The 25844-nt window shown below is 55.5% G+C and carries 23 protein-coding genes; 19 read left to right on the top strand and 4 right to left on the bottom strand.

From position 1 onward, the window contains the following. Window positions 1-107 precede the first annotated feature (107 nt). The 13 genes from lonB to hemB all read left to right on the top strand — a co-directional run bounded on the left by lonB (window position 108) and on the right by hemB (window position 14994). Window positions 108-1811 carry an ATP-dependent protease LonB gene (gene lonB / locus FE783_RS01805; RefSeq protein ID WP_138877589.1) on the top strand — a complete coding sequence of 568 codons (1704 nt, stop codon included), beginning with the start codon at window positions 108-110 and terminating at the stop codon, window positions 1809-1811. 486 nt (window positions 1812-2297) lie between these two features. After that, window positions 2298-4634: an endopeptidase La gene (gene lon, locus FE783_RS01800; protein WP_138877588.1), complete on the top strand. Its 2337-nt coding sequence runs from the start codon at window positions 2298-2300 to the stop codon at window positions 4632-4634. A 19-nt stretch (window positions 4635-4653) separates the two neighbouring features. Further along, on the top strand, window positions 4654-5268 hold the full coding sequence (yihA, locus tag FE783_RS01795; protein ID WP_138877587.1) for a ribosome biogenesis GTP-binding protein YihA/YsxC: 615 nt from the start codon (window positions 4654-4656) through the stop codon (window positions 5266-5268). Window positions 5269-5591: 323 nt separating this feature from the next. Continuing rightward, window positions 5592-6179, top strand: coding sequence for a non-ribosomal peptide synthetase module (locus FE783_RS01790; protein ID WP_202916109.1), 588 nt, complete (start codon window positions 5592-5594; stop codon window positions 6177-6179). 310 nt (window positions 6180-6489) lie between these two features. Next, complete coding sequence (locus tag FE783_RS01785) at window positions 6490-6975, top strand: zinc ribbon domain-containing protein (RefSeq protein WP_138877586.1); 486 nt, start codon at window positions 6490-6492, stop codon at window positions 6973-6975. A gap of 325 nt (window positions 6976-7300) precedes the next feature. Continuing rightward, complete coding sequence (gene speD / locus FE783_RS01780; RefSeq protein ID WP_138877585.1) at window positions 7301-7702, top strand: adenosylmethionine decarboxylase; 402 nt, start codon at window positions 7301-7303, stop codon at window positions 7700-7702. Between the two features lie 121 nt (window positions 7703-7823). After that, the gene (locus FE783_RS01775) at window positions 7824-8360 is read left to right on the top strand and encodes a hypothetical protein (protein ID WP_138877584.1); all 537 of its coding nucleotides are present in this window, start codon (window positions 7824-7826) and stop codon (window positions 8358-8360) included. A gap of 170 nt (window positions 8361-8530) precedes the next feature. Further along, entirely contained in the window at window positions 8531-9949 is a 1419-nt protein-coding gene (hemA, locus tag FE783_RS01770; RefSeq protein ID WP_138877583.1) for a glutamyl-tRNA reductase, read from the top strand. A 12-nt stretch (window positions 9950-9961) separates the two neighbouring features. Continuing rightward, a complete protein-coding gene (locus FE783_RS01765) occupies window positions 9962-10792 on the top strand; it encodes a cytochrome C assembly family protein (protein ID WP_138877582.1) in 831 nt (276 codons plus the stop codon). Between the two features lie 6 nt (window positions 10793-10798). Next, entirely contained in the window at window positions 10799-11473 is a 675-nt protein-coding gene (locus FE783_RS01760; protein WP_138877581.1) for a precorrin-2 dehydrogenase/sirohydrochlorin ferrochelatase family protein, read from the top strand. Between the two features lie 4 nt (window positions 11474-11477). Then, window positions 11478-12419 (top strand): hydroxymethylbilane synthase, encoded by a 942-nt coding sequence (gene hemC / locus FE783_RS01755; RefSeq protein ID WP_138877580.1) that lies wholly within the window; start codon window positions 11478-11480, stop codon window positions 12417-12419. Between the two features lie 7 nt (window positions 12420-12426). Next, a complete protein-coding gene (gene cobA, locus FE783_RS01750) occupies window positions 12427-13977 on the top strand; it encodes a uroporphyrinogen-III C-methyltransferase (protein WP_138877579.1) in 1551 nt (516 codons plus the stop codon). Between the two features lie 21 nt (window positions 13978-13998). Next, window positions 13999-14994 (top strand): porphobilinogen synthase, encoded by a 996-nt coding sequence (gene hemB, locus FE783_RS01745; protein ID WP_138877578.1) that lies wholly within the window; start codon window positions 13999-14001, stop codon window positions 14992-14994. Window positions 14995-15135: 141 nt separating this feature from the next. On the opposite strand, the gene FE783_RS37365 is transcribed toward hemB, so the two are convergent. Then, window positions 15136-15291: a hypothetical protein gene (locus tag FE783_RS37365; protein ID WP_158301575.1), complete on the bottom strand. Its 156-nt coding sequence runs from the start codon at window positions 15289-15291 to the stop codon at window positions 15136-15138. 243 nt (window positions 15292-15534) lie between these two features. Here FE783_RS37365 and hemE point away from each other — a divergent pair, with 243 nt between their 5' ends. Genes hemE through hemG form a run of 3 tightly spaced genes read left to right on the top strand, consistent with a single transcriptional unit; the run spans window position 15535 to window position 19033 of the window. Continuing rightward, window positions 15535-16602, top strand: coding sequence for a uroporphyrinogen decarboxylase (hemE, locus tag FE783_RS01740; RefSeq protein WP_138877577.1), 1068 nt, complete (start codon window positions 15535-15537; stop codon window positions 16600-16602). Between the two features lies 1 nt (window position 16603). After that, a complete protein-coding gene (hemH, locus tag FE783_RS01735) occupies window positions 16604-17539 on the top strand; it encodes a ferrochelatase (RefSeq protein WP_138877576.1) in 936 nt (311 codons plus the stop codon). 48 nt (window positions 17540-17587) lie between these two features. Continuing rightward, window positions 17588-19033, top strand: a complete 1446-nt coding sequence (gene hemG, locus FE783_RS01730) for a protoporphyrinogen oxidase (RefSeq protein WP_138877575.1) — start codon at window positions 17588-17590, stop codon at window positions 19031-19033. A 14-nt stretch (window positions 19034-19047) separates the two neighbouring features. On the opposite strand, the gene FE783_RS01725 is transcribed toward hemG, so the two are convergent. Then, the gene (locus FE783_RS01725; protein ID WP_158301574.1) at window positions 19048-19716 is read right to left on the bottom strand and encodes a Crp/Fnr family transcriptional regulator; all 669 of its coding nucleotides are present in this window, start codon (window positions 19714-19716) and stop codon (window positions 19048-19050) included. Between the two features lie 113 nt (window positions 19717-19829). Between FE783_RS01725 and hemL the strand changes: the two genes are divergently transcribed. Then, a complete protein-coding gene (hemL, locus tag FE783_RS01720; RefSeq protein WP_138877573.1) occupies window positions 19830-21134 on the top strand; it encodes a glutamate-1-semialdehyde 2,1-aminomutase in 1305 nt (434 codons plus the stop codon). A 301-nt stretch (window positions 21135-21435) separates the two neighbouring features. Here the strand turns inward: hemL and FE783_RS01715 are convergent, their stop codons facing one another. Beyond that, the gene (locus FE783_RS01715) at window positions 21436-23310 is read right to left on the bottom strand and encodes a phosphodiester glycosidase family protein (protein ID WP_238402824.1); all 1875 of its coding nucleotides are present in this window, start codon (window positions 23308-23310) and stop codon (window positions 21436-21438) included. A gap of 122 nt (window positions 23311-23432) precedes the next feature. On the opposite strand from FE783_RS01715, the gene FE783_RS37360 reads away from it, so the two are divergent. Both FE783_RS37360 and FE783_RS01710 read left to right on the top strand, forming a co-directional pair. After that, a complete protein-coding gene (locus FE783_RS37360; protein ID WP_158301573.1) occupies window positions 23433-23585 on the top strand; it encodes a hypothetical protein in 153 nt (50 codons plus the stop codon). Between the two features lie 165 nt (window positions 23586-23750). Next, complete coding sequence (locus FE783_RS01710; RefSeq protein WP_158301572.1) at window positions 23751-24953, top strand: LysM peptidoglycan-binding domain-containing protein; 1203 nt, start codon at window positions 23751-23753, stop codon at window positions 24951-24953. 185 nt (window positions 24954-25138) lie between these two features. Here FE783_RS01710 and FE783_RS37880 read toward each other — a convergent pair whose 3' ends face one another. Further along, window positions 25139-25303 carry a hypothetical protein gene (locus FE783_RS37880; RefSeq protein ID WP_202916108.1) on the bottom strand — a complete coding sequence of 55 codons (165 nt, stop codon included), beginning with the start codon at window positions 25301-25303 and terminating at the stop codon, window positions 25139-25141. Window positions 25304-25844: the final 541 nt, after the last annotated feature.

The raw sequence follows: 25844 nt of genomic DNA, 5'->3' as shown, positions 1-25844 counted from the left end.
TGCATTTAGGTTTCTCAAACATTTTCTTCTCATTCGCCGATTAACGTCTCCGACGCAGGGTAATACTACCATGTATGTGATAGTAAAGCAGTCAGGAGGGATTTCCAATGAGTTTAAGCATCATCCTCATGATCATCCAGGTGTTCTTCGCCATCGTGATCGGGTTATATTTCTGGAACTTGCTGCGCAACCAGCAGACGAACCGGACGGCAGTGGACCGCGAATCGCGCAAAGAGATGGATAAGCTGCGGAAGCTTCGCTCGATCTCGCTGACGAAGCCGCTCGCCGAGAAGACGCGCCCGACCACAATGGGCGACATTATCGGCCAGAAGGAAGGGCTGAGGGCGCTCAAGGCGGCTCTCTGCGGTCCGAATCCGCAGCACGTGATCATTTACGGCCCTCCCGGAGTCGGGAAAACGGCGGCAGCGAGAGTCGTCCTCGAAGAAGCGAAAAAAAATTCGGCATCCCCTTTTCGGTTTGACGCCAAATTCGTCGAGATGGATGCGACGACTGCACGCTTCGACGAGCGCGGCATCGCGGATCCGTTGATCGGATCGGTGCACGATCCGATCTATCAAGGCGCCGGAGCCATGGGTGTAGCGGGCATACCGCAGCCGAAAGCGGGCGCCGTGACGAAAGCCCACGGAGGCATGCTGTTTATTGACGAGATCGGGGAATTGCACCCGATTCAAATGAATAAGTTATTAAAAGTGCTCGAAGACCGCAAAGTATTTCTGGAAAGCGCCTATTACAATTCGGAGGACACGAATATTCCGAATTACATTCACGATATTTTCCAGAACGGTTTGCCTGCGGACTTCAGGCTCGTCGGGGCTACGACGCGTTCGGCGCAAGAAATCCCGCCGGCTATCCGGTCGCGCTGCATGGAAATTTTTTTCCGTCCGCTGCTGCCCGACGAAATCGCCCAGATCGCCCGCAACGCGGTCATGAAGATCGGATTGAAGGAAACGCCCTCCGCCATCGAGGTCGTGCAGAAATATGCGACGAACGGACGGGAAGCCGTCAACATCATCCAGCTGGCCGCCGGGATGGCGATGACCGAGCAGCGGAGCGAGCTGACCGCATCGGACGTCGAGTGGGTCGTTAACAGCAGCCAGCTGACGCCTCGACCGGAGAAAAAAGTGCCGGCCAAGCCGCAGATCGGTTTCGTCAACGGGCTTGCCGTGTACGGACCGAATATGGGGACGCTGCTGGAAATTGAAGTGACGTGCATCCCGGCATCGGTTCCGCATACGGGTACGTTCACGATTACCGGTGTCGTCGACGAGGAGGAAATGGGCGGCGGCACCAAGACGCTTCGGCGCAAAAGCATGGCGCGCGGTTCCATCGAGAACGTGCTGACCGTACTGCGCAGGCTCGGCTTGAATCCATACGATTACGATCTGCATATCAATTTCCCCGGAGGCATTCCGATCGACGGGCCTTCCGCCGGGGTATCGATGGCAACGGCGATCGCTTCCGCCATCCGGCAAATTCCGGTCGACAATACGGTCGCGATGACCGGGGAAGTGAGCATTCACGGCAAGGTGAAACCGGTAGGCGGCGTCGTGGCCAAAGTGGAGGCCGCTTTTCAGGCCGGAGCTACGCGAGTCATTATTCCGAAGGAAAACTGGCAGGAAATTTTTGCGGGCTTGAACGGTCTGCAGGTTATTCCCGTCGAAACGGTGGAAGAAGTGCTTCATCATGCGCTCGGCGTCGGAAGCGGGGAGCTCACTTTCAACGTGGCGGGCAGCGCCGATGTGCTGGTCGCATCCCCGCTTCCTTACTTGCAGGCTCGGGAGCCGAGCTAAGCTGCGCCTGAACAGAAATAACAGTCTTTAGAGACTTTTATCTGTCCATACATGAGCGGTTCGCGTGGAATAAGAGATGTTTGGAACTCTTATTTTGAGCATACAGCCAGAAACGGTGACCATTCCAGGCAAATAACAGTCTCAAACGTCTTCTAATTTGTAGGAATTCTTGCTTTTCCAATAAATAAGAGCGAAAAACAGCTCTTATTAAAACTTAGGGCTCGTCTTTGCAAGCAACAGGCAGCTTAACGGCCGCTTCAAACCTTTTGCCGCACCCCGGTTCGCCTAAAACGCCTAACGGGATGCGGCAAATTGGTGTTTTAACCGCACTTTTGATAAAATGTTGGGGAATCCCTCCAAAGCGGCTATTATCTGTAGCAGCGAATGGAAAATGACAAGACAGTCCACTATAGGTTGGGGACCTTTCTTAGAGAGAGCGACATATGATGCTAACGACGAAGTTAAGTTTTCAGGAGGTGCAGGAGCATGGGTCCGAATAAGCCGAAAATACGCCGCTTGCCGCTTCTTCCATTGCGGGGACTGCTTGTTTACCCTAGCATGGTGCTGCATCTGGACGTTGGCCGGGAGAAGTCGGTCAAGGCACTGGAACAGGCGATGGTAGACGATGAAATGATTCTCCTCTGCTCGCAGTCGGAGATTAATATTGAGGAACCGCAAAAGGACGATATTTACCAAGTCGGCACCATCACCAAAGTGAAGCAAATGCTCAAGCTGCCGAACGGAACGATCCGAGTGCTCGTGGAAGGCGTAATGCGCGGCGAAATCGTGGAGTATATCGCGAATGCGGAGTACTACGAAGTAACGGTCAAGGAGCTCTCCGAACAGGTGACGACCGATTCCGAGATCGATGCGCTCATGCGTACGGTTCTAAGCCAATTCGAGCATTACATCAACTTGTCGAAGAAAGTGACACCGGAGACGCTATCGGCCGTATCCGACATCGAGGAACCGGGGCGGCTGGCCGACGTCATTACGAGCCATCTGTCGCTCAAGATTAAAGACAAGCAGGAAATACTTGAAACAGTCGAAGTTCGCGCGCGGCTGGAGAAGCTGCTGAACTTCTTGAACAACGAGCGGGAAGTGCTCGAGCTGGAGCGGAAAATTAACCAGCGCGTCAAAAAGCAGATGGAGAAGACGCAGAAGGAATATTTCCTGCGCGAGCAAATGAAGGCGATCCAGAAGGAGCTCGGCGACAAGGAAGGGCGCGCTGGCGAAGCGGAAGAGCTGCGTACCCAGCTCGAGGAAGCCGGTGTGCCGGATAAGGTAAGGGAAAAGATCGAGAAGGAAATCGACCGTCTCGAGAAAATGCCGGCCACGTCCGCCGAAGGCGCCGTCATCCGCAACTACGTCGATTGGCTGCTCGCCCTGCCTTGGTCGAAACGGACCGAGGACGACCTGGATATCAAGAAAGCGGAAGATGTGCTCAACGACGATCATTACGGTCTGGAGAAGCCCAAAGAACGGGTGCTGGAATATTTGGCCGTCCAAAGGCTTGTCCAGAAAATGAAAGGACCGATTTTGTGTCTCGTCGGCCCTCCGGGAGTCGGCAAAACGTCGATCGCGCGCTCCATCGCCCGTTCCTTGAACCGCAAATTTATCCGGATTTCGCTCGGCGGCGTCCGGGATGAAGCGGAGATTCGCGGTCACCGGCGCACTTATGTCGGAGCGATGCCCGGAAGGATTATCCAAGGGCTCAAAAACGCAGGGAGCAACAACCCGGTCATGCTGCTCGACGAGATCGACAAAATGGCGATGGATTTCCGCGGAGACCCGGCTTCGGCGCTGCTGGAAGTGCTCGATCCCGAACAAAACGGCACTTTTAGCGATCATTATATCGAACTGCCCTTTGACTTGTCGAACGTCATGTTCGTCACGACCGCGAACGCCGTTCACAATATCCCGAGACCGCTGCTCGACCGGATGGAGATGCTGTACATTCCAGGCTACACCGAAATCGAGAAGCTGCAGATCGCTCTCCGGTACTTGCTGCCGAAGCAGATCAAGGATCACGGGCTGACGGAGGAGCAGATGCGTACGGATGAAGCGACGCTGATGAAAGTGATCCGGGAATATACCCGGGAGGCGGGAGTGCGCAATCTCGAACAGCAAATCGCGACGATTTGCCGCAAATCGGCCAAAGTCATCGTGTCGGGAGATCAACAAACGGTTACGATAACGGCCGACAATTTGAAAGAATATCTCGGGCCGGCCAAATTCCGCGTCAGCTTGGCGGATCAGGAGGATCAGGTCGGAGCGGTCAACGGGCTCGCTTGGACGGAAGTCGGCGGAGATACGCTTGTCATCGAAGTCACGGTCATGCCCGGCAACGGGAAATTGACGCTGACCGGCAAATTGGGCGACGTTATGAAGGAATCGGCACAGGCCGCGTTCAGCTACACGCGTTCCAAGGCGGAGCAGCTCGGCATCGCATCCGATTTTCATGAGAAGAATGACATCCACATCCATATACCGGAAGGCGCTATACCGAAGGACGGACCTTCCGCGGGGATCACGATGGCTACGGCGCTTATATCCGCGCTGACGAATATTCCCGTCTCCAAATCGGTAGCGATGACCGGCGAGATTACGCTGCGCGGTCGCGTGCTGCCGATCGGGGGACTGAAGGAAAAGTCGCTTGCCGCACATCGCGCCGGCGTCAAAAAAATATTGCTGCCGAAAGACAACGAAAAAGATTTGCAGGAAATTCCGGAAACGGTCCGCCAGGAGCTGACATTTGTTCCGGTCCATCATATGGATCAAGTGCTGGAGCATGCGCTAGTGCGTCCGGTGTCGATCGGTTGATGGGAGGGGAGGAAGCCAGATGAAGGTAACACAGGCGGAATTTATTATCAGTGCGGTAGGGCCGGATCAATATCCGGACGACGGACTGCCGGAAATCGCTTTGGCCGGCCGCTCCAACGTAGGGAAATCGTCGCTTATCAACAAGATGATCCAGCGCAAAAACTTGGCGCGCACGAGCTCGCAGCCGGGAAAGACGCAGACGCTCAACTTCTACAAAATAAACGAGGAGCTGTATTTCGTCGATTTACCCGGTTACGGCTATGCGAAGGTGTCGATGGCGCAAAGGCAGGAATGGGGAAAGTTCATCGAATCGTACTTGCTGAAGCGGGACCGGCTCCGCATGGTCATCCTGCTCGTCGATGTACGGCACCCTCCTACGCGGGACGACGTGTCGATGTACGATTGGCTGGGCCATTACGGTATACCGATATGCGTAGTGGCCACGAAGGCGGACAAAGTACCGCGCAGCCGGTGGCAGAAGCATCTGAAGCAGGTGAAGGAAACGCTGCTCGTCCGCGGCACCGATTCGGTGATCTTGTTCTCTTCGGAGACGGGACTCGGCAAAGACGAGCTGTGGAGCCTGATTACGGCGCAGACCGGTAAGCAGCTGCAGGAAGGCATAGAAGCGGACTGATCCGGTCCGTTTCTTTGTCGTCCCGTCCCGGCCTTTCGGGTAAATCAGAAAGCCGCTGCTTTTACCCGCTGTACAAAAAAAGTGGATATGCACGTGCGAATAAGGGAAGTTGGGGAGCGAAACGGAGAGATCGCGACAACATTTCGGCCGTATTGCGTATGGCAGCCGATTTTTCTGAATTTTGCTTGTTTTCAACGAAAAAAATGGAGGAATAATGAACGAGGATATAGTATAATAAATTAAAGTAAGACAGTTGGATCCATCGGTGAAAATTTAGGAACAAGATGGGTTCGGGGTTTAAAAAAGAGAATCGAGGGATTTTTATGGCTCAGCGGTTAGCGACGGAATATGTCAAAACCTGCTTGACTTTAACGGAAGCCGAAATGATCCAGTTTATCCAGTTGTTTGACGGTGAAGATGTATTTCTTGAAGCGAAAGTGACGGACAACGGCAGCCGGGAAATCGTACTGCGTGACGATTCCGGGGAAGAAGTCATTTTGACGTTTGAACGCAGCAAAGGAAGTTACGCGTGCGAAGGCTCTTGCCGCGTCAACGATCCGAAGCTAGCGAATTTGATCCGCAAGGCGGTTTCGAAGTTCAAAGGCGACGCTATCGTGAACCGGATTTACCCCGCCTTTACAATGAAGTACGTGTACAAACGCGGCTCGGTCGTACAAATATCCGAGATCGTATCCGGCAAGCATAAGCTCGTTTACGAATACAAAGACACGGTCGGACAGTTTGAACGGCTGTACCGGAAGCAAGTTGTGGAGCAGCAAATTTCGAAAGTGTATACCCGAATAGACGAACTGCTCGACGAACGGAACCGTTCGGACAGCGTGGTCGGTCAACGGAATGTGGATGAACAGCTGGCGCGGCTTGCGCACAAACTGTTCGAATTGGAAGCTTAAGACGAGACAACTTCGAAAACAAGGAGCCGAGAGGCTCTTTTTTTTGATCGATTCAGAAAGTTTAACTTCGCTAAAGCGTTAAAGCGAAGTGCGAGTTTCTGAACCAAGAAAAACTTCCTCTAGAACGCGGTCGCTCATCCTTGAAGTACGTCGATAGACGTTTTTCTTATCGATTCAGAAAACTTCACCAAACCGTGCGGGGGTCTGAACCAAGAAAACTCCCGGTGTTCGGGGTCCCCGCAAAGTAATTGGAATAAGCTTCGAAGAAAAGGCTTCACTTTGTGGGGTAAAGGTGGGGAGGAGACTTACGATGAAATGGCTGGACCTGCTTAGGGAAGGGGCAACCCGTGCGGCCGACAAGGCGCAGCGCACGGTGGAGGTAACCCGCATTACCGCGTTAATCGCCGGCAAACGCAAGCAAATCCGGAACGTGATGCGGCAAATCGGGGCTTCCGTCTATAACGCTTACAAGAACGGCGACTTTACGGCGTCCGCTCTGGAAGTCGTCAGGCTGTCGGCGCAAATCGAAGCGATGGAGCGGGAAATCGGCAATTTCGAGCTGGAGCTGCAGCGGCTCAACCGGGAAAAAACTTGCGCCTGCGGCAAAGTAGTGCCTTACAATGCGCGATTTTGCCCGGACTGCGGCAAGCAGTTTGAAACTTCACCGGAGACGATAAGCGGAGCCATGGAAGTCGAAGGGAGATTGCGCTGCGTGAAGTGCGACGCGGATCTGGAGGCGGACTACCGGTTCTGCCTGCGCTGCGGCTCCGATCAGAGCGTCCCCTCGGGGCAATGACGGGAATACCGCAGGACAAGGCGCATACAAAAAAGCGCACGGAAACCGCTTACAACCGACTGCCTTCAAGCACAATTCCGCGCGTGTGCACATACTTTGACTACGGGACTGAAACGGAAAAAAACGCTTTTTGTTCCTTAACAAAAAAAACTATTGCATTTCTGGGCAATAGATGTTATTTTTATTTTCGTTGAAAACAATATAGGAACCAGGATTCACTCAGGACATGTAATGTTGCGAGAGATTATTCCCTCGAGAAGTGAATGACGTAGGTCCTAGCGGATGAAATCCAACAATTTTATTCCTAGGAAGGGGGAACCGGAAGATGGAATATTCAACTTTCGGAAGACACGTTGCTGTTGATACTTGGGGTGCAGACTTTGAACTGCTGAACAATGCGGAATGGTTGCAGGCGCAAATGGTAGAAGCGGCAGAAGTTTGCGGTGCTACGGTATTGTCCGTACAAGCGAAGCAATTCGAGCCTCAAGGAGCGACCGTGTTGGTTTTGCTTTCAGAGAGCCACATCTCTATCCACACGTATCCTGAGAAAGGATTCGCGGCCCTGGATTGTTACACGTGCGGGGAAACGGTTGACCCTCAGGCGGCTATCGATTACCTGGTTTCGGTACTGAAACCCGAGCGCACTTATGCGAAGAAGCTGATTCGCGGACTTGGCGAGCTTACGGTTGAGACGCCTGTCATGAATCAGGCGGTATTGGCGAAATAATGAAACGAAAAAAGATTGGCTGAACGGCTTTTCTAAATACAATGAACAATGACCATGGGAAACCATGGTCATTTGTTTTACGTTCGTCCCATACAATGGAACGGGAAGGATGGTGCGGCGTATGGGACGAAAAGCCGGTTGGAGGAAATTCGGGATATGGATCGTATTGTTCGTGCTGATCGGTTGGCCGATTTACCGGATATACGGTTATATGAGCCAACATAAAGAGTCCTATGAAGCATCGCTGATGCTGTATCAGGTAGCGCAATTTCAAATCGAGCTGATGAACAGCTCCTTGTCGGAAGCGGCCAAAGCGAAGGACACGAAAGAACTGGACTCGCTGCGCCTTTCCGCCTACTCGGCCAACTATACCCATGAACGGCTCGTGCTGGCTGTCGGCGGGGACGAGTTGACGCCGCTGCACTCGATCGAGCAGCTTGTTCAGTTCGTTTTACGGCTGCAGATCGGCGGAGAGAGGACGCTCAAGTCGGAGGAGAAGGAGACGCTTGCCAAAGCGGCGGTGACGTTCAAGGAGATTTATGAGGGCTACGGGAAGCTGCTGACAAGCTCGGGCAAGCCGGTCTCGTCCCAGAACGACAAGGTGGCGAAGCTGGACGGAGAATTGGCCGAGCTGCTCAAGAAACGGCTGCTGCGTTAACATCCGACTTGAATACGGAACTATTTCCGGGTAACACTAAAAATAACGTTTCGTAGCCAAATCGGCCTCCGGGCTGTGTCATCATTTATTCAAACTTTTGTCCTTTTCCGATTGTCGAACTATGGTATAATGGGAAAAGATTTTAACGAGCCGGAAGGCAGGTGAACGAGATGCACATCATTGCGGTAGGACTCAACTACAGAACGGCTCCCGTCGAAATCCGGGAAAAGTTCGCTTTTGACGATCATTTACTCCCTCTTGCGCTGCAGCAGTTGAAAGATACGAAGAGCATACTGGAATGCGTCATCGTGAGCACCTGCAATCGTACGGAGATTTATGCCGTCGTCGACCGGCTATATATGTGCGGCCATTATGTGCGCAATTTTCTGGAGACTTGGTTCGGGATTCCGCGCGAGCGGATGAAGGATTACTTGTATATTTACGAAGACCGTCAGGCGATCGAGCATTTGCTGCGCGTCACGAGCGGGCTGGACTCGATGGTGATCGGGGAGACGCAAATTCTTGGGCAAGTCCGGGACGCCTTCCTGAGAGCACAGAAGGAAAAGGCGACCGGCACGATGTTCAACATGCTGTTCAAGCAGGCGGTCACGATGGCGAAGCGGGCTCATTCGGAAACGTCGATCGGCGAGAATCCGGTCTCCGTCAGCTACGCGGCCGTAGAGCTCGGCAAGCGGATCTTCGGAGATTTCCGCGGCAAGACGGTGCTCATCGTCGGCGCCGGCAAAATGAGCGAGCTGACGCTCAAGCATCTGACCGCGGGCGGAGCGGAGAAAGTGGTCGTCGTCAACCGCACGTTCGAGAAGGCGGTCGAGCTCGCTTCCAAGATGGATGGAACGGCCCGTCCGATCGAGCATTTGCACGAAGAGCTGGCACGTGCCGACATTGTCATCAGCTCCACGGGAGCGCCCGGCTATGTGCTGAACCGGGATGCCGTGAAGCAAGCTATGCGCGGGCGCAGGTCGAGGCCGCTGTTCATGATCGACATCGCCGTTCCTCGCGACATCGACCCGGAAATCGCGAGTTTATCGAACGTTTACTTGTATGACATCGACGATCTCGAATTGATCGTGGAGACGAACTTGAACGAACGCCATAAGGAAGCGGCCAAAATCGGCACGATGATCGAAAAGGAAATCGAAGCGTTCGATCAGTGGTACAAGCTGCTTGGCGTCAGTCCGGCGATTCGGGCGCTGCAGGAAAAAGCGGTATCGATTCATGACGAAACGATGGTTAGCATGCTGAACAAGCTGCCGAATCTCGGCGAGCGGGAAATCAAAATTATTCGCAAGCTGTCGAAAAGCATGCTCAATCAGATGATGCGCGATCCGATTATGCGCATCAAGGAACTGGCGGGCGAACGGAAGGGCGAAGAGGCGATACAAATGTTCACCCATCTGTTCGCGCTGGAGAAGCTGCTGGACGAAGCGAAGGCGGAAGAAGAGGCGGAGCAGGCGGCCAAGGCGGCGGTTGTCGCCGAACGGAAGAAGGAAGCTCCGGACGGATCGGATGGGCGGGAACGGAAGCCGTTCATGGCGCTGGCAGCCGGAGAGCTGCTGGCCGGCTCCTAGAGGAACGTTCCGATGCCGGTCAAAACATGGATTTACGATGCGATTTTATATATATATGCCCTGAGCCTGCTGTTTTCTTTCTCCGACTTGGCGACCAAAAACCGGAGTGCAAAGCGGATGGGAACGGGGCTGCTTGCATTTGTATGGCTTCTCCAGTCCGTATTTATCGTGTACCGCGTATACGAACATCAATATATGCCCGTCCTGACGATGTTCGAGGCCTTATTCTTTTACTGCTGGATGCTCGTAACGGTATCGATCATGATGAATTGGTTTTTGCGGCTCGATTTGCTCGTGTTTTTGCTGAATTTGGCCGGTTTCGCCATCATGGCGCTTAATTTTTTCAGCGACCCCGCCGTCACTCCGATCAGCGAGCAGTGGGAAGCGAAGGACGAGCTCGTCTTCATCCATATTACGCTTGCTATCGGCAGTTATGCCGCTTTCTTGATTGCGGCGCTGCTGTCCGGGATGTACTTGTTCATGCACAGGAAGCTGAAAGGAAAGCAATGGTCGTCCGTCATGTCGCGCTTTCCGAGTCTGGACAAAATCGAAGGCTATACATACCGAGCCGTGCTGATCGGCATCCCGCTGCTGATCTTGTCCGTCGTGCTTGGGATGGCCAAGGTAGTGCTCGAAGGGGACATGCGCCTGCTGGCCGATCCGAAGGTGCTCAGCTCCTTGTTCAGCTTGGCGGTGTATGCGTTTTATTTGCTTCAGCGGGTTTCGGGCAAGCAGCCCGGGTATATGCTGGCGTTTTGGAACTTGGCCGCCTTTACGGTGGTCGTCATCAATTTCTCGCTGTTCAACCTGTATTCGGGGTTTCATCATTGGATTTGGATGTGAACCGGCATGCGATCGTTTTATCCGATCATGACCGATTTGACCGGCCGGCGGTGTCTCGTTGTCGGCGGTGGGCGGGTCGCCGAGCGAAAAATCGGCGGATTGCTGGATGCGGGCGCCGATGTGACCGTGATCAGTCCCGAAGTGACCGGACGTATCGCCCGGTGGGAGGCGGAAGGACGGATTGAGGTTATTCGACGGGAGTACGCGGGCGGAGACGGGGACGGGGCGGCGCTTGTATTCGCCTCGACCGACAGCTCCGAAGTGAACGGACGGGTTTGGGAGGATGCCGTTTCCCGGGGGCAGCCTGTTAACGTTGCGGACCGGCCCGAGCTGTGCACGTTCGTCGTTCCCGCCGTTTGGCGCCATGGGCATTTGCTGGTCGCGGTATCGACGTCCGGAACAAGCCCTATGGCGTCTTCGCGTATCCGCGACAGAATCGAGGCGGCGATCGGCGACGGCATCGACGCTTTTCTCGAATTTGCGGCGGAGTACCGGGTTCAAGTATTAAGCCGAGTCAGCGATCCCGGCGAGCGCAGACGTCTGCTCGCGGAGCTGTTCAGCGATGCGGCGCTCGATGCGGTCAGAGCGGGCGAATGGGACGGGCTGCGGAGCCGGATGGAAGCCGAACTAAACAGGGCGGCGCCTGATCGGCTTCACGATAAGGAGAGAGGGGAACGATGACGGGATGCGAATCATAACGGTGGGTACGCGCCAAAGCGCTCTCGCTTTGACGCAAACGAATCAGGTGATTGAGCAGCTGAGGCAAATCGCCGACAGCGCCGGTATCGAATGCCGGTTTGAGATCAAAAAAATCGTTACCCGCGGCGATCGGATATTGGACGTTACGCTGTCTAAGGTCGGAGGCAAAGGACTGTTCGTCAAAGAAATCGAGCAGGCGCTGCTGGACGGCGATATCGACATGGCGGTTCACAGCATGAAGGACATGCCGTGGGAACGCCAGCATGGGCTAGCGATCGGGGCGACACCGGAAAGGGAAGACTCGCGCGACTGCCTCATTACGCGAGGCGGAGTTGCGTTTGCGGATTTGCCTGCGGGCGCGCTCGTCGGTACGAGCAGCTTGCGCCGCTCCGCCCAGCTTCTGGCCCATCGCCCGGATCTTAAGGTCGAATCCATCCGCGGCAATATCGATTCCAGGCTGCGTAAGCTCGAAACGGAAGGCTTCGAGGCGATTGTTTTGGCGGCTGCCGGTTTGCACCGGATGGGCTGGAAAGACCGCATCACCGAATATTTGCCGCCGGACATTTGCATCCCGAGCGTCGCCCAAGGCGCGCTGGGCATCGAATGCCGGGCTGACGATACGTTTATGCTGGAACTGCTCGGAAAGTTCGAGCATGCGGATACTGCGCTCGCCGTCAGAGCGGAGCGGCAGTTTCTGGGCCGCCTGAACGGCGGCTGCCAAATTCCGATCGGCGCCTATGCGACCGTTCGGGGCGATCGGTCCGAAGGGCCGGCTCTGGAAATGACGGCTATCGTCGGTTCGCCCGACGGCAAGCACCTGATCAAGGAATGGGGTCGCGGAAGCGATCCTGAGAAGCTTGGCGATCTGCTGGCGGACAAGATGCTCGCTCAAGGAGCGGACCGGATACTTGCAGAGCTCGGGGGATGAGTAGACGATGAACAAGGGGAAAGTTTTTCTCGTCGGGGCCGGTCCGGGTGATCCCGAGCTGATTACGGTCCGAGGGCTGGAAGCGATCCGGAGGGCTGACGTCGTCGTCTACGATCGTCTCGCCAATCCGCGTCTCTTGAAGCAGATGAAGCCCGGAGCGGAGAAAATATTCGTAGGCAAGCTGCCCGACAAGCATATGATCAAGCAGGAGGAAATCAATCGCCTGCTGGTCGATTTGGCGCTCCAGGGCAAGACGGTGACGAGGCTGAAGGGCGGCGATCCGAGCGTGTTCGGGCGCGTAGGGGAAGAAGCGGAGCTGCTTGCCGAGAACGGCATCGGGTTCGAGATCGTGCCCGGCATTACGTCGGCGATCGCCGTTCCCGCTTACGCGGGCATTCCGGTGACGCATCGGGATTTTACATCTTCGTTCTCGGTCGTAACCGGGCATGAATACCCGAACAAAACGTACTCGAACATTAATTGGGACAATCTCGCGCACGCTTCGGGCACGATTGTTTTTCTGATGGGCGTCGCGAATATAGAGACGATTTGCAGCCAGCTGATCGGACATGGACGCGATCCCGGAACCCCGGCTGCGGTAATCCGGATGGGGACCTGGATGGAGCAGCGGACGGTCGTAGGCACACTGGATACGCTGACCGGGCTCGTCCAAGCGGCGCAAATGCAGTCTCCGGCCATTATTATCGTCGGGGACGTCGTGAAGCTCCGCGAGAAGCTGGCTTGGTTCGAGAAACGCCCACTGTTCGGCAGACGAATCCTCGTTACCCGGGCCCGGGAGCAGGCGAGCGAGCTCGTCCGGCTTATCGAGGAGCAGGGCGGCGAGGCGGTCGAGTTTCCCGTCATCCGCATCGCCCGTCCGGAGCGGGAAGAAGCGATCCGGGCGCTGGACGAGGCGCTCGGCAATATGGAGCAGTACAACTGGATTTTGTTCACAAGCGTGAACGGAGTCGAATATACGTTCCAGCGAATGGCTGAATTGCGTATCGACGTACGGGCCATGTATCGTGCGAAGATCGCCGCCGTCGGTCCGAAAACCCAGGAGGCGCTCCTTGCGCGAGGGCTGGTCGCCGATTTGGTTCCGAACAGCTCGTTTCAAGCGGAGACGCTGCTCGAGCTGATGAAGCAGTTCGTCCGCCCCGGCGAGCACGTCTTTTTTCCGAAAGGCGATCGGGCCCGTCCGGTGTTGTCCGAAGGATTGCGCCAATTCGGCGCTTACGTGACCGACGCCGACGTATACGAGAATACCCTATCGCTAGAAGGCGGCGAAGAAACGATGCAGATGCTCCAAGCGGGGGAAATCCATGCCGTCACTTTTACGAGTTCTTCCACGGTAACGAATCTGCTGGAAGCTCTCCGCAAGCTGGGAGAGCCGGATCCGGCCGGCCTGCTGAATCGGCTCGAGCTGTTCTCGATCGGTCCCGTCACGACGGATACCGCCGCCGCCAACGGGCTGAACGTGCGGACAACGGCGGAAGAAGCGACCGTAGCTTCTCTCGTCGAGGCTATTGCCCGTTCGAACGGAGCGGAACGGAAATAATTTCGAAAGGATGATGTACCGATGAGCTTTCCTATCACTCGCAACCGGAGACTGCGTACATCGGCCGCACTGCGCAGTATCGTGCGGGAAACGCAGCTGACGGCGAACGATTTCATATATCCGATATTCGTAACGGAAGGAACCGGCGTCAAATCGGAGATCGGCTCGATGCCCGGGGTGTACCATTGGTCGCTCGACTTGCTGGAGCAGGAAATCAACGAAATTGCCGCGCTCGGCATTCAGGCGGTGCTGCTGTTCGGCGTACCGGATCATAAGGATGAAGTAGGGTCGGAAGCTTATGGCAACAACTCGATCGTACAGCGCGCCACCCGCAAAATCAAAGAATGGCAGCCTGACCTGTTGGTTGTAGCGGATACGTGCTTATGCCAATTTACAAGCCACGGCCATTGCGGCGTCATCCGTCAAGACGAACGGACAGGGCGCGCCGACGTCGACAACGATGCTTCGCTTGCGCTGCTCGTGAAAACGGCCGTCTCGCAAGCGGAAGCGGGCGCGGATATTATCGCTCCGTCCAACATGATGGACGGCTTCGTACAGGCGATCCGAAGCGGGCTGGATGAGGCGGGCTTCGAGCATGTGCCGATTATGTCCTATTCGGTGAAATACGCCTCCGCCTTTTACGGTCCGTTCCGTGACGCGGCGCACTCCACGCCGCAATTCGGCGACCGCAAGACGTATCAGATGGACCCGGCCAACGTGCGCGAAGCGCTGCGGGAAGCGGAGAGCGACGTCGTCGAAGGCGCCGACATGCTGATGGTGAAGCCGGCTCTGGCTTATTTGGACGTACTCCGGCTGCTGAAGGAGCAGTTCGATCTGCCGGTCGTCGCTTACAACGTGAGTGCCGAATATTCGATGGTGAAGGCCGCGGCGATGCAGGGTTGGCTCGATGAGAGGGCGATCGTGCTGGAGACGCTGCTTGGTATGAAGCGTGCGGGGGCGGATATTATCATTACGTATTTTGCGAAAGACGCGGCCCGCTGGCTTCAGCCGCGATAAAGCGCGTCAGCAAGTCGAGCATGTCCTGTCCGGGCATGTCTCGGCTTTTTTCATTGCAAAAGGGCCCGCCGGCGAGTTCCGGTCGAGCCCTTTTATGACGATTCCGTTTTCAAAATGCGGTCCCCCCGAAGTTTCTATGCATTACCGGCCTGATGTTGCGAACCAGCCTAGAACGCCGACCAGAAAGACGATGCCGAAAAAGAAATAGCTGAATGTGCGCAAAGGCTTCGGCAATGTGCTCTGCCTGTTTTCCGCCGCCTCCCCGCCGGCGTCCCGTTCGTTTTGAGATCTGCTCAATTCGATTCCTCCTTTCTCGTAAGCGTTTTCATGACCCCTATTAGTATTAACGCAGCAGAAGGGGAAAAGTTTCAAAAATGAGGGGGCATTTTCGACAATTCTTTCTTTTTGTCATAGTTTTGTCGGATTATAAGCGCGTCTTCAGTTGTTACTACCGGTAAAATCGGGCATAATGAAGATTGGAAACGGGAGAGTAACCGCATCACCTCCCTAAAGCGCGGATGAGAAAGAGGAGAATCGGATATGGCTTATAACGACACATTCATCCGGGCATGCCGAAAGCAGCCGATAGATCGGCTACCCGTCTGGTATATGCGCCAGGCCGGAAGGTATGATCCCGATTACCGCAAGATTAAAGAGAAGTATTCTTTGCTTGAAATATGCAGGCAGCCCGAATTGGCCGCCGAGGTGACGTTGATGCCGGTGCGCAAGCTGGGGGTGGACGCCGCCATTTTGTATTCCGACATTATGAATCCGGTCGCATCGATAGGGATCGATTTCGATATTGTCAAAAATGTCGGCCCGGTTATCGACAACCCGCTCCGTACGGCGGAAGATGTCCGCAAGCTGCGCCCGATCGACATCGATGGCGATTTGTCGCACATTATCGACACGATCCGCATTCTCGACCGCGAGCTGGAAGTGCCGCTCATTACGTTTGCCGGCGCTCCTTTTACGATTGCGAGCTACTTGATCGAAGGCAGGCCGTCCAAAAGCTATATCCGGACCAAGGAAATGATGTATTCCGAGCCCGAAGTATGGTTCTCGCTTATGGACAAGCTGGGCGACATGGTAATCGCTTATTTGCGCGCCCATATCGCGGCGGGAGCGAAGGCGGTCCAGTTGTTCGACAGCTGGGTAGGCTCGTTGTCCCCGGTCGACTTCCAAACGTATGTGCTGCCTACGATAACCCGCATATTCGCCGGGTTGTCGGACTTGCCGCAGCCGAAAATTTATTTCCCGGGCGTCAGCTCCGGGGAGCTTCTTCCTTATTTGCACCACCTCGAAGCCGACGTTATCGGGCTCGACTGGAGAGTTCCGATCCGCGAAGGGCGGAAACGGCTGGATTACCGGTTTGCCGTGCAAGGCAACCTCGATCCTTACATCTTGACGGCACCCGCGGACGTGATCGAGCGGCAGGCGCAAGCGTTGATCGACGAAGGGCTGCAAAGTCCCGGCTATATATTCAATTTGGGGCACGGTTTGTTCCCGGAAGCGTCGCTCGACAAGCTGAAGGCGCTGACGGGTTTCATTCACGAATATTCGGAGAGCGCCATTAAACGGCTCAAGGTCGCGGAAGGGGCGAATTGATTTGTCGAAACGAAGAATAGGCGTTCTCGTCATGTCGTACGGCACGCCGGAAAGCATGGACCAGATCGAGGCGTATTACACCCATATCCGGCGCGGTTCTCCGCCGTCGCCCGAGCAGTTGAAGGCGCTGACCGACCGGTACGAGCGAATCGTGGGCGGGTTTTTCCCGCTGCGCGAAAATACGAACCGCCAAGTGGAAGAGCTGGAGAAAACGTTGAACCGGGAACATCCGGAGCTTGAATTCAAGTGCTATCAGGGCTTGAAGCACGCTTCGCCGTTCATCGAGGACGGCGTAAAGCAAATGGCGGCGGACGGAATCAAGGAAGCGGTCGGCGTCGTGCTGGCGCCGCACTATTCCGTGATGAGCGTAGGCGGCTATATCAAGCGCGCGCAAGAAACGGCGAAGCCGCTAGGGTTGAACATTCGTTTCGTCAAAAGCTATCACCTGCATCCGCTGCTGATCCGGGCATTGTCGGAACGCGTTGCGGTGGCGCTTGAACGGTTCGAGGGCATCCCGAAAGAACACGTAAGAGTCATTTTCTCCGCCCACAGCTTGCCCGAGAAAATATTGGAGATGCGCGATCCGTATCCGGATCAGCTGCTTGCATCCTCCAAGGCGGTCGCCGAGCAAGCGGGCGTGACGAACTGGCAGTTCGCCTGGCAGAGCGCGGGGCAAACCGCGACGCCGTGGCTTGGGCCGGACATTCTCGATGTGCTGGAGACGATTCACGGCGAAGAAGGCGTGCAGAACGTGCTCCTTTGCCCGATCGGATTCGTGTCCGACCATCTGGAAGTGCTGTACGATGTAGATATCGAATGTAAAGCTTTGGCGAAGCGGCTGGGGATGCACCTCGAGCGCACGGCTTCGCTCAATACGGATCCGTTATATATGAAAACATTAAGCGATGCGGTGGCGGATCAACTCGGGCAGGCTTGAGCGGCGTAGGCGGGCTCATCGAAAGCAAGCGGGGAGGACAATGCCATCATGGAACATACAGAGAACGGCCGCAAGCACGTCGTCGTCGTGGGCGGGGGGATCAGCGGGTTGAGCGCCGCCTTCTATGTCAAACGGGCGCTTGATAATCGGCACATCGATGCGGATATATCGATCGTAGAGAAGAGCGATATGTTCGGAGGCAAAATTCGTACGCTCCACAGGGACGGTTTCGTTATCGAGCAAGGGCCGGATTCGTTTCTGGCGCGCAAGCTGCCGATGATCGAGCTGACGCGAGACCTCGGGCTGGAACGCGAATTGACCGGACTGAACCCGAAGGCGAATAAAACGTATATCGTGCATAAAGGCAAGCTTCACCGGATGCCGCGCGGTCTTTCGCTCGGCGTTCCGACGGAAATCAAGCCGTTTATAGGGACGAATCTCATCTCGCCGGTCGGCAAAGCCAGAGCGGCTATGGACTATGTGCTTCCGAAGAGGAAGGAAACCGGGGACGAGTCGGTAGGCGATTTTTTCGAAAGAAGGCTCGGGAAGGAAGTGCTCCGGAATATCGCGGAGCCGATTCTGGCCGGCATATATGCGGGAGATACGTACAAGCTCAGCCTGGAGGCGACCTTTCCGCAATTTCATCAGATCGAGCAAAAATACGGCAGCCTGATCAAAGGAATGGCGGCAGGCAAGCTGAATCCGCCGCCTCCTTCGAAGCTGTCCGAAATTATTCCGCCGAAGGATCGTTCCAGCGTATTCCTGACTTATCGGAAAGGCCTTGTGACGGTGCTGGAAGGGTTAAGGAACGAGCTGCAGGATACGTTCGACATCAAAGCCGAAGTAAAGGGGCTCGAGCGGGATAACGACGGGTACAAGCTATGGCTTGATGAAGGAGAAGCAATAGAAGCCGATGCGGTTATTATGGCGCTGCCGGCATACGCTATGGCACCGCTGCTGAAAGACGTCCCGGACGCCGGATGGCTCGGAGAGATGGACTATGTCTCTGTGGCGAATGTAGTGCTTGCTTATGACAAAGAGAAGCTGTCCCACCCTCTGGATGGATCCGGCTTCGTTATACCGCGTACGGAGGGCCGGTTTATTACCGCCTGCACGTGGACCTCATCCAAATGGCTCCACACCGCTCCGGACGGAAAGGCGCTTATCCGATGCTACGTTGGGCGTTCCGGCGATCAGGAGTGGAAGGAACTGTCCGACGAGGAGATCGTCTTCCGGGTGAAGCGCGATCTGTTCGAATTGATGGGCATCGGGGAAGAGCCGTTGTTCGTGGAAGTGACGCGCTTGAACCGGTCGATGCCGCAATACGAGGTCGGCCATATGGATCGGATTCGGCGGCTGAAGGAAAGGCTTCGCACCGACTTGCCGGGGACGTTCGTGACCGGGGCGGCGTTCGAAGGGGTCGGTATTCCGGACTGCGTCAGGCAAGCAAAAGACGCAGCCGAGGCGGCCGCGTCCTATTTGTCGGGTGTGTAATCAACGCATCGGCGTCAGCTGCCGGCTCTCAGCCGGTCGAGATGCAGCGTAAACTCGTTCATGGAAACGCTGATGACTCCGCGTTCCTCGAGATCGCGCATCACCTGCATGAGCACCGTCTTCTGTACGCCGGCCATGCGGGAAATTTCGTCGAAGTTCAGCGCCAGCTTCACGTGGATGGTCGTCCCTTTGCGCGTACCGTTTTTGTTCGCCAGCAGAATCAAATTTTTGACGACCCGGGATCGCGCATCGAGGAACGTAAGGTCGTGGACGTGCTGGTTCGTGTCGCGCAGCCGTTGGGCCAGCTCCTGCATAATGCAGAGTGTAATCTCGAAGTTCCACTTCAGCAGCTCCAGAAAGTTGTTAGCGCTCAAGACGATCATCGTGGAATCTTCGAGCGTTTGCGCGCTGGCGGAACGGGGTTTGCCGTCAATGAGCGACAGCTCGCCGAAGCTGTCACCCGACTTGAATACGGATAATATTTTTTCTTCGCCCGATTGGCTGGACATGAACAGCTTGACCGAGCCGGAATACACGATGTAGAACACGGAGCCGGGTTCTTTCTCGCGAAACAGTATCGTTCCCGCCTTGAACTGCTTCTTCGTGCAAATTTCGGCGATATAGCTTAATTGCTTGTCGTTCAGCTTGTAAAATAACGGGACTTGCTGCAGGAAGTCGATCATATTGCAAAACCTCGTTTCACCTAATGCCATCACCCACACATTTTACCATACAGAAGGAACGGATGAAATGGCATTCGCATAGCGGAAATACGAAAAATGAGGAGAGTGTACAGATGTCGGGACAACAACAATCGCGGGACGACCGGAAATCTGCGGCGGCTTTCGAGGAAGCGAAACGGTACATACCCGGGGGCGTCAACAGCCCGGTGCGCGCCTTCAAATCGGTCGGATTGACGCCCGCCTTCATCGATCGGGGCGAAGGCTCGCGGATTTACGACATCGACGGCAACTCGTTTATCGATTATGTCGGCTCGTGGGGACCCCTCATTATGGGACATGCCCATCCCGAAGTCGTCGAAGCGATCAAGCGGACCGCCGAGAAAGGAACGAGCTTCGGGGCGCCGACCGAGCTCGAGACGGCGATGGCCAAGCTCGTTTGCGAGCGGGTGCCTTCGATCGAAATCGTCAGAATGGTCAATTCCGGGACGGAAGCGACGATGAGCGCGCTTCGTCTGGCGCGCGGGTTTACGGGGCGGAACAAAATTTTGAAATTCGAAGGCTGCTATCACGGCCATGCCGATTCGCTGCTTATTAAAGCCGGCTCCGGTGTCGCGACGCTCGGGCTGCCTGACAGCCCGGGAGTGCCGGAGGGCGTGGCGGTCAATACGATTACGGTTCCTTACAACGATCTGGAATCGGTTAAAGTGGCGTTCGAGAAATTCGGTGAAGAGATCGCCGCCGTCATCGTGGAGCCGGTAGCGGGTAATATGGGCGTCGTTCCGCCTGTGCCCGGCTTTTTGCAAGGGCTGCGCGATGTAACGCGGCAATTCGGCAGCTTGCTCATTTTCGACGAGGTGATGACCGGCTTCCGCGTCGGCTTCCATTGCGCGCAAGGCGTATTCGGCATCACTCCCGATTTGACGTGTCTCGGCAAAGTCATCGGGGGAGGCCTCCCAGTAGGCGCGTACGGCGGTAGACGCGACATTATGGAGCGGATGGCTCCGAGCGGCCCGATCTATCAAGCAGGGACGTTGTCCGGCAATCCGCTTGCGATGGCGGCCGGCTATACGACGTTGAAGCTGCTTGAAGCGCCCGGCGTATACGAGGAGCTGGAGCGCAAATCGGCGCGTCTTGAGGAAGGCTTCCTGGGCAATGCGCGGGAATTGGGCGTTCCTTCTTCGATCAATCGGATCGGGTCGATGGTATGTCCTTTCTTTACGGAAACGAAGGTTATCAATTACGACACCGCGAAAACGTCGGACTTGGCAAAGTTCGGACGGTATTTCGGGAACATGCTGGACCTGGGTGTAAGCGTAGCCCCGTCCCAGTTCGAAGGAATGTTCGTATCGGCCGTACACACGGATGAAGATATCGAAGCGACCATCGGTGCGCATTATGAAGCGTTGAAGCGGCTCTAAGCGTGGCAGAGGGAATAAGAAAACGAAGGGCGGCCTTGTGGCCGCCCTTCGTTTCTTCCGCTTGCATTGATTAGCGGAAATCTAGTCCGTTAAATAGGATATTTCCCGGCATTCCTCGCTCTTAGCGGAACTCTAGTGCGTTATTCGACTCATTTATTGAGTCACTGACGGCCAAAAAGCGGAATAACGGATTATAGTTCCGCAATTTTGGCAGAAGTCTCGTTTTTGCGGTTGATAACGGAAATACAGTTCCGCTCAGCAGAAATTGCTGCGAAAAGGCTTACAAAACCGATTATGTAGGTTATTGAGCGGGTGCTGTCGTACCGGTAGTGCCTGTAGGGGCAGTTGCTGTGCCGGAAGTAACGGTTGTACCGGCCGAAGCTGCCGAACCTGATGAAACTGTCGTATTGGTTGAAGCCGATGTACCCGTGGCGTTGGATGTAGGACTGTTTGCGGCCCCAGTACCGGTTACGTTTGATGTACCGGTTGTGCTTGTCGTGCTGCCGCTGCCCGCTGTGCTGCCCGTCGTACCGCCGGCCGCCGGAGCGGAAGGCGTTGCCGGTTGCCCGCTTCCGCCTCCGCTTGCTGCCGGTGCCCCGCCCGGAGTCGTTGTGGAGCTACCGGCAGGGCTTGTGCTGCCGGTACCCGGTACAGGTGCTCCTGTACCGCTGCCGGCCGCCGGCGCGGTGCCGTTTGTCGTGCCTCCCGTACTCCCGTTGCCGCCGGGAGCGGGGGTTCCGGTACCTGTTGAGGGCGCTGTCGTGCCCCCCGTAGTACTGCCGGAAGGCGTATCCGGTTTGGAGCTTCCGGCTGGCGCGCCAGCGCCGCCGCTGTCGGCAGTGTTCGATCCGCTGGCAGGTGTTCCGCCGCCTGTCGTTCCGCCTGCCGGTTTCTCGCCGGACGTATTCGTATTGCCCGTCTTGGGCGGCGTAGTCGTAGTCTTGGTAGAAGTATCGCTGCCGGTTTGTGTCTTGGCGGACTCCTGCGTTTTGGGAGGTTCCGTCGTCTTTTCCGGCTCTACTTTTTTCGGTTGATTTTGCTGCTGCCTCTTCAGCTCCGCCTGCTCCTTCAAGAAGTCCGGATGGTCGTAAGCTCCGCCCGGATCGATTTTGCCCAAGTTATCCCAAATCCGGTCTACCTTATACGAATCCGGCTCGTCAAATACGAGTAAGCCCGACGGCAATCTGCGCTCGCCATACCGGCTTGACGGCTTCGTTAGCACTTCGCCTTTCACTACCAGTTCGGAGGAAGCTCCTCCGTCCATCATTCCGGCGTTGACCGCGCCTTCCTTCAGGAGCAGATCTTGAACTTCCTTCAAAGTGGCGCCGACGCTGCTCGTCTGACGGCCGTCAATAATGACGAAAATAAGCGTCCCGTCTTCCTTCTGCCCGATCGCGGTACGGGGAGCGCGTCCCCAGCCGCCGTCGCCGGTCGTAATTTGCGGATTGCCGTTGGCGATCAGCCGAGGGGCCAGAAACGACACCGCATCTTTGACGCCCATCGCCTGCAGCTCGAAAAGGCTGTACTTGCCGACAACGAGCGTTCCTTCCTTGGTGAAGCCGATAATATGCTGGGCGGTAGACGGCTCGACGTCCGCATAAACCGCCTCATTACCGGACAAAATGAGTCCGATAGGGGCAAAACCGTTGCCAAGCCCATCCGGATCGACGAAACCGCCGCCGTTAATGCCCGCTACGGCTCCGGTTCTTTTCACCATGGAGCTGATCCGTTCGCCTTCGCCGACTTTGTTCGGCACGACGACTCGAACGGAGGTCGGGTCGTATACGTAGATCATTTTGCCTTTCCAAAACTGTCCGGATATGTCCTTCGGTTCGCTGATCAGCTCTTCGACCGAGCGCGCCCGACGGACGGGATCGTGCTTGATCATCGTAAAATCCTGTTTCTCCAGCGCCGATGTTTCCGTGAATTGATGAGACATCTTCACCATGTAGTCGCGCTTCTCCGCACCGACCACGATCCAAGCCCAGTCCCGGTGCTGTGTCGAAATGACCGTTTGTGCCAAAAATTCGCGTATCGACAATCCGGGAGGGGTCAAATATAAAAAGCTGGACGTACCGAAAATGATCAGCGCGAACGCCAGCAATGTTTTTTTGAACCAGCTCCATCCTCCTAGCTGTCTTTTGGTCTGAACCAATAGCTGGATGGCATTACTCACCGCAGTCCTCTCCTTCTCCTATGCTTATACCCATCATCCACCATCATATCATAATCCCGTTTGGTTTTGGATCGGCTCTTTGATAAAATAATAGGAAAAAACGGTGAAATCAGGTGAATGGAATGAAGCGCTATTACGTGTTTGATTTCCCGCTCGAGCTGTACGGCATCGGCCTGTTGTTCGCAATTCTGCTGCTGCTTATCGTATACGGAGCGTACCGGAGAACGAAATCGGCCGGGGAACGTCTCGGCGGCGAAAGAGATAACCTCCATTGACAGCAGCCTTCATGTCGACGACAAATGGTCTCACCGGGAAGGGAATGTCCCTGCCTCAAGCTTTTTTATAAAAAACGTGTCATGCTCCGTTTCCTTCGTCCATATCATTTATAGAACGCTCTTGACAAATGACTATGGCAGGACGTTATGGAAGGAGGAGTTACCGTGAGCGAACAGCAGCCCGGTCTGCGCTTCGATATTTACGAACGCGTTCATTTGCCGGAAGAGGTGTCCGCCATCTATGAGTTGGACGAGGTCGAGCTAACCCCGCAAATCCGGGTCGCCGTCGAAGGGGATCAAGCAGTTGTGAAAGGGTATCTGTTATTGGTCGGCACCTACTCGGGACAAGCGGAGGGCGACTCGCGCGAAACGAAGACGCTCGAGCATACGATTCCGGTGGAAATTACGCTGCCGATCAACCGGATTCGCAGCGTGGACGACATCTCCGTCGAAATCGAAAACTTCGACATCGATTTGCTGTCTCCGCGCAGTCTTAACGTAACCGGCGTGCTCTCCTTGAGCGGTATCGAAATGATGTCGGGCAATGCAGGGGGGTGGCAGGACGAGGAAGAGGTTTTATTCGTGCACGAGCCTGCCAAAGCGGACGATTCGTCAGCCGGCGGATGGATGGCGGAAACGCAGGGAAGAGTCGAGGAGCAGGAACTGGTAGAGGAAGAGCCGGAACGAGCAGAAGAAGAGCAGGAAGCCGAAGAGCCGGTAGAATCTCTGGAACCGCAGACGCTGCAGCAGCCGGAAGAACCGCAGGCGGGTATCGCGCCTCAGCCCGCGGCAGTCGCTACGACAAGCCAGCGGACGGACAAAATCCGCGACGAGCTGCCGGAAGGCAATTTCGAAGATTACGAAGCTTTGGCTCAATACGATGAAGAGGTTGCGGAAGGGAACAAGCCTTCCGAAACGACGGAAGTGGCCGAAACGGCGACAAGCGCGGACGAAGACGAGAAGAGCGGGATGAAGATCGCCTTCGGCAGCAAAAAGCCGGAAACCCCTCAACCGTTCGATCTGAAATCTTATTTGAGCAAAAGCGGCGACGATTACCGCAACCGATCGGCCGCCTCTCAAGCCGCGTCTAGCGCCGTACGCCAAAGCAAGTCGTTCCGCAGCGAGCCCGTTCCTATCCCGGAGCCGGTCGCCGAGACGGGCGCCTCCGATGTGCTGGAGTGGAAAAACTTGTTCTTGTCCGCAAACGAAGAGCAGCAATTCCGGAAAGTGCGCCTATGTATCGTACATAAGGACGATACGGTCGAATCGATCGCGAAGAAATACGACCGCAAGCCTCAGGAAATTCGCCTGTACAACAGCTTGAGCGATCAAGAGGTGACGGAAGGCCAAGTGATCTACATCCCCTGACCGGCGGTTAACATGCGAAAGACGCGTCCCGTTGAGCCATAAGGCTGAGCGGCGGCGCGTCTTTTAACCTATATAGAGTTTATAAATTTCGGGGTCCCCGCAAAGTAATTGAAATAAGCTTCGAAGGAAGGCTCCACTTTGTGGGGTTATTTAACGGGTCCGGGCGGACAAGCATCGGTACGTGCTTAATATACATTCAGCAAAAAACCGAGATAGATCAGAAACAATCCGAACAAAATAAAGACATCAAGCCCCGTCGGCAGCAGCAGCGTACGCACGAACTGAATGCAAATGAGCGGGAAGACGACGCCTTTAACGGTATACCGGATTTTCCACCACCATTTGTCCATGAACGACTCACCCCGTTTCGAAATTCGATTGTGCGTTTCTACGAGTATAGGATCCAGAACATAGTATGAAGATTTATCGGTATTGGTCCTTATTCCAAGTGTATGAACCCCCGTCCTTTGGATATGCTGATGCTATACAGAAAAACGCAGGAACGGAGGCGATCGGGTTGTCGTCCGCAGTCCATACGGTGTACCAAGCGCTATGGATCACAGCTTTGATCGCGCTCAGCATATACGTAGTCAAACAAATAATGAAGCGGGATTAAACGGAAGGCTCATTGACTGTACCGTCCAAAATGTTTAATATAGTGTATAAACCCCCATAAAGTGAAGCGAAGTTTCGGGGAAACAATTCATACACAAAGACTTTGAAAGGGAGTAGTAGGCAGCCAACCCTTCAGAGAGCGGACCGCAAGCGCTGTGAGGTTCCGCAGGATGTAACTGTCGAAGTCGCCCCCGAGTCGCCGGAACGATCGGCCGCCCTCATGCCGCCAAGCAGCGGACGAGAGGGACGCCCGTCACGTGAACCGGCCGGCCGCAG

Source organism: Paenibacillus mesophilus, from assembly GCF_005938385.1.
GTDB classification, from domain to species: Bacteria; Bacillota; Bacilli; order Paenibacillales; family NBRC-103111; genus Paenibacillus_AB; species Paenibacillus_AB mesophilus.
This window is presented reverse-complemented; position numbering and strand designations above follow the sequence as displayed.